Genomic DNA, 5,104 nt, shown 5'->3' with positions numbered 1-5,104 from the left:
ATGTAGGGGTGGGTGGGCACCGCGTCGGCGCTCAGCACCTCGATTTCGGAGGCGCTGTAGAGCAAGGCCCACCGCCGCGAGGTCTGCACCGCAAAGCGGAGCTGGCGGCGGGTGGGCGGAACGGCATCGGGCTTACAGACCGTCCAAATGCCGTAGAGCTGGTTGTGGCTATAGACCGCCAATCCGTTGTCGAAACTGGTGACCAGGGCTTTGCCGTAGGGCTTAACCGCTGTCACTATGCGACCGACTAGCTCATCCTCATAGGGTTTGAGCCGATCGAAGGCGAAGAACACATCGGAGGCGGTTTCACCGGCGATCGCTCGCTGAATTTTATCGGCAGCACGGCGAATTTCAGGGCCTTCGGGCATGGGGTTACTGCTGGTAGCCCCAAAAGTTCATCAGCTCGCGAGCGCGGGCGGCCCCCTCTGGGTCGCCCTGGCGGCTGTAGAGAATGGCAGCCAGCTCCAGGTTGGAGAGGGCCTGAGCCTCTAGCCCCTGACCGTAGAGCGCCAGCCCCAGGTTGTAAAAGGCGGCGGGGTCACTGGGCAAAGCATCGACGACCTTGCGGTAGGAGAGCACCGCTTGCAGGTACTGCTCGCGCTCTAGCAGCAGTTCGCCTAGCAGAGCATGGGCCGTTACCAGCTCGGGGTCGAGGCGCACCGCCCGTAGCAGAAAGTCAAAGGCGGCCTCGCGATCGCCCTGCTGGTAGAGTACGTAGCCCATTTGGTGCTGGGCATTGGCGTTCTGAGGTTCTGCCCGCAGGGCCTCACGCAGGTTTTTGGCGGCCTCGGCGTAGTTTTCTTGCAGCAAATAAATGTTGGCTACGCTGACGTGGAGATCGCCGTCGTTGGGGTTGGCCCGCAGCCCCTGATTCAGGTAGGTGAGGGCCTGGTCGTAGTTTTCTTGCTGAATGTAGAGCGAGCCTAGCGCCTCATAGACCTGGGCGTTGTTGGGAGCAATGCGGGCCAGACTTTGATAGGTTTCCAAGGCAGCGTCGTAGTCGCTGCGCTCGATTTGAATGCCGCCAATGCCCAGGTGGGCGTTGACCTCGCGGGGGTTGGTATCCAGAATGCCGCGATAGGTGGCCAGGGCATCGTCGAGCTGGCCGTTTTTGTACTGACTGTGGGCCAGGCCATAGCGAAAGGCCAGGTTGCTGCCGTCGAGGTCGATCGCGCGGCGGTAGGCGTTGATCGCTTCGCCGTAGTTGCTCTGCTGCACGTAGAGGTAGCCAATGCCCGAAAACAGGCGGGGGTTTTGGCGATCGATGGCGGCGGCCTGCTGATAGGCTGCGATCGCCCCGGCATAGTCGCGGGCCGATACTTTGGTTTGGCCCTGGCGCAGCAGGTCGTCTACCTGCTCTTGCTGCGCGGTGCTGAGGCCATTGCTGCTGTTTTGCGCCACCCACAGCGGCGGCATCGGTTCGGGGGCCTGGCCAAACTCACTTAGGGCTGGGGATGGCGACACTGGGGCAGCGGCTTGAACGTTGGGTATAACGGCCCAACTGCCCATTAACCCGCACAATATTGCGATCGCCGCGTGACTGCGTTTCACAGGAAAGTCTCCTTACTGGTAGCCAAGTCGTTAAGGGTGCATTCCATATATTACAACTTGCCAACCGCTGTAAAGAATGGTCACCATCGCACCGCCAGACTTGGGTGATCCCGTAGCATTTAGGTATCAGGGTACACCAAATAACTAAGCCCTGACCCGCTACACGTATCGCTATAGTCTGCCTATATCCACTGTCCTTGAATCCGCGAGGTGCCAGTCATGAAAGGTCTGAATCTCTCAGTATTTGGCTACTTTTTTGAAGGGTTAATGCAGTATTTTGCCGAGCCTGTCGGCAGAATCTTTGGCCCCGACGACGACAACTATCCCAGAACTGGGGTGCAGCCCTTCGATGGCGACACCTACGCCGAAACGGTCGAAACCCTCTAGAAAACCTATGGTTTTTACAACTTATTCTGTACCCAAAGCCCGCTTGCTAAGGCAGTCAGCGGGCTTTAGCATTTGTGAGATCGATGCCGATAGGATTCAGTTCTGTATCGGCTTGAGGTGCTGTGCCATGCCTCCAAAGCTCGTACTCACTGACATCAATGTCTTCGCTCCAAATAATTCCGTAGCCGCCGGGAGCAATGGTAAAGCTTTTGAAGAAGGCTGGCTGCTGGAGAGGTGCAAACATTGACGTTGAAAGCAGCGGGCTAATGTCGTAGTCTTTGGTGGTCTGGTCAGTGAAGGTGACTCTGAGGATGCGATCGCTAATCGCCTCAGCCTGGCAAATCTTAGGGTATTTCATAACTACTGCACTGACGCATCAGAGACCGGGTTGCTACGTCAACAGCGGCAAACCCTGACAACTCGCAGAAGAAACCCGGTCTCTTGAGTACCTAGTTTCTCGCGATGGGTGGGCGGTGGGTTACGGCGGGGCAGGGTGACGGGTTAGGTGCAGAGTCTTGGGCCACCTAACCCACCCTACGGATAATTGAGTTCATCCCCTCACCCATCTATCCTTTACCCATCCACTCCATCACACAATCACCCCTCACCCATCCACTCTCTACCCATCCACCCATCTACCCCCTCACCCCTTCGCCCTTAACCAACTCTTACCGAATAAAACTTCACAGCCTTGCCAGAGTATTGAATGATGGAGGTAGTGGATTTTGCTCTCCAACTTGAGCGGTGGACTTGCTTTTATAAAAAATCTCGCCTTGCTCCACGCTTCTCTGTAACCAGCCTATAGGACGAAACACTTATGACAAGCTTTCCCATTGACCTGGGCGCGTACCAGCAAATTTCTCTAGATGCGTCCAACCCCACCCTCACCGACGAGCAGCGCAGTGCGCTGGCGGCCAACATTCAGCTGTGTCGGGATGCGATCGTGTTCTTTACCGCTACGGGTGCGGCGCGGGGCGTGGGCGGTCATACCGGCGGCCCTTACGACACCGTACCCGAGGTAATGATTCTCGACGCGCTGTTTCGCGGCGCGGGCGACAAGTATGTGCCGATTTTCTTTGACGAAGCTGGGCACCGGGTGGCCACTCAGTATTTAATGTCGGTGCTCAATGGCGACATGCCCGCCGAGCAGCTGATGCAGTACCGCGCTGCCAACGAAAAGCTGCCCGGTCACCCCGAGCTGGGGCTGACCCCCGGTGTCAAGTTTAGCTCGGGTCGGTTGGGGCACATGTGGCCCTACGTCAACGGTGTGGCCCTGGCCAACCCCGGCAAAGTCGCGTTTTGTCTTGGTTCTGATGGTGCCCAGCAGGAGGGCGACGACGCGGAGGCGGCCCGTTTTGCGGTGGCCAACCACGTCAACGTCAAGATTCTCGTTGACGACAACGATGTCACGATCGCAGGCCACCCCTCCCAGTACATGGGCGGCTACAGCGTCAAGAAAACCCTGGAGGGCCACGGTCTGACGGTACTCGAAGGCGACGGCGAAGACCTTGATGGCCTCTACGCCAACATCTGCAAGGCGATCAACACCCCCGGCCCGGTGGCGGTGATCAACAAGCGGGCGATGGCAGTCGGCATTGAGGGCATTGAGGGCAGCACCCACGGTCACGATGTGATCTCGGTGAAAGCGGCGATCGCCTACCTAACTGCCAAAGGCCACACCGCAGCGGTCGAGATTCTCGAAGGCATCAAGGCCCCCAAGAACACCTATGAGTTCATGGGTTCCAGCAAAAACGTGGGCGCGAACCGCAACGTGTTTGGCGACGCCATGGTCGAAGTGCTGGGCGAAATGGATGAAATGGCCCGCAAAGAGAGCGTGCTGGTGGTCGATAGCGACCTGGAGGGCTCCTGCGGGCTGGCCCAAATTCGCAAGGCTTACCCTGAGATCTTCATCAGCGGCGGCATTATGGAGCGGGGCAACCTGTCGGCGGCGGCGGGCTTTGGCATGGCCGAGGGCAAGCAGGGGGTATTCGCCACCTTTGCCGCCTTCTTGGAGATGTGCATTTCTGAAATCACTATGGCGCGGTTGAACTACTCCAACCTGCTGTGCCATTTCTCCCACTCGGGCATCGACGATATGGCCGACAACACCTGCCACTTCGGTCTCAACAACTTCTTTGCTGACAACGGCCTCAACGATGGCTACGACACCAAGCTCTACTTCCCCGCCGACCCCAACCAGATGAAGGCCTGCGTCAAGAAAGTCTTCCACGACCCCGGTTTGCGCTTTATCTTCTCGACCCGCTCGAAGGTGCCGATGATTCTCGACACCGACGGCAACGAGATGTTTGGCGGCGACTATACCTTTACCCCCGGTAAAGATGAGGTGATTCGGGAAGGCAGCGCAGGCTACATTGTCACCTTTGGCGACTCGGTCTACCGCGCCCTCGACGCGGTCGAGCGGCTGAAGCAGGAGGGCATTGATGTGGGTCTGATCAACAAGGCCACCCTCAACGTAGTGGATGAAGACACTATGGCCAAGGTAGGCAAAGCACCCTTTGTGCTGGTGACCGAGGCCTTTAACCGCAAGACAGGTCTGGGCAGCCGCTTTGGTTCCTGGCTGCTGGAGCGGGGCTATACGCCCAAGTTTGCCCACATTGGCACCCACCACGAGGGCAGCGGCGGCCTGTGGGAGCAGTTTATTCACCAGGGCATTGACCCCGATGGCATTATGGCCAAGGTAAAGGAACTGGTGGGTTAGAGCCCCACCTTGCTCCCTTAAAAAGAGGGGTACAGATTCTCGGTTTTTTGAAGAAACCGAGAATCTGTAAGTGGGTGGGCCAATTCAAATATAGGATGGGTTAGCAACAGCGTAACCCATGCGGACGTTGGGTTTCGTGCCTCAACCCCAACCTACATCGACTTATACTTGATTGCGCTTGCCTACTTACCCCTGCGCTTTGCCGACCCCGACCTACCTGCTGCTGCACAGGCAGCAGGGGTAGCGCATCGCTCTGTACAAGTGCAGATTGGATGCTGATGTGCTGTATCCAACCTGCGGGGTGGGGGATGAAACTTTGAATAGTGGATCGCCAATGCGTTCATAGCTCACCCTTACGGTGATGTGAAATGCAGCAGGATAGGTCTAAGGTGATACAGTCCTGTCCGAAATCTTGCCCCATGACCTCTGCGGCTAACGGTCCCCAGC

5 protein-coding genes are annotated in these 5,104 nt (G+C 57.7%); 2 read left to right on the top strand and 3 right to left on the bottom strand.

All coding sequences use genetic code 11. The annotated features are described in order from the left end of the window. On the bottom strand, positions 1 to 368 hold a 368-nt coding region (locus tag IQ273_RS30135), incomplete at its 3' end, for a DNA-formamidopyrimidine glycosylase family protein (protein WP_278000607.1). A 4-nt stretch (positions 369 to 372) separates the two neighbouring features. Continuing rightward, positions 373 to 1,551 (bottom strand): tetratricopeptide repeat protein, encoded by a 1,179-nt coding sequence (locus tag IQ273_RS30130; RefSeq protein WP_194026784.1) that lies wholly within the window; start codon positions 1,549 to 1,551, stop codon positions 373 to 375. A 219-nt stretch (positions 1,552 to 1,770) separates the two neighbouring features. Between IQ273_RS30130 and IQ273_RS30125 the strand changes: the two genes are divergently transcribed. Continuing rightward, positions 1,771 to 1,938: an isochorismate synthase gene (locus IQ273_RS30125; RefSeq protein ID WP_194026783.1), complete on the top strand. Its 168-nt coding sequence runs from the start codon at positions 1,771 to 1,773 to the stop codon at positions 1,936 to 1,938. A gap of 55 nt (positions 1,939 to 1,993) precedes the next feature. Here IQ273_RS30125 and IQ273_RS30120 read toward each other — a convergent pair whose 3' ends face one another. Then, a complete protein-coding gene (locus IQ273_RS30120; RefSeq protein ID WP_194026782.1) occupies positions 1,994 to 2,296 on the bottom strand; it encodes a DUF2442 domain-containing protein in 303 nt (100 codons plus the stop codon). A 459-nt stretch (positions 2,297 to 2,755) separates the two neighbouring features. Here IQ273_RS30120 and IQ273_RS30115 point away from each other — a divergent pair, with 459 nt between their 5' ends. After that, positions 2,756 to 4,657, top strand: coding sequence for a transketolase C-terminal domain-containing protein (locus IQ273_RS30115; protein WP_194026781.1), 1,902 nt, complete (start codon positions 2,756 to 2,758; stop codon positions 4,655 to 4,657). Positions 4,658 to 5,104: the final 447 nt, after the last annotated feature.

The sequence above is a fragment of the Nodosilinea sp. LEGE 07298 genome (genome assembly GCF_015207265.1).
GTDB lineage: Bacteria > Cyanobacteriota > Cyanobacteriia > Phormidesmidales > Phormidesmidaceae > Nodosilinea.
This window is presented reverse-complemented; position numbering and strand designations above follow the sequence as displayed.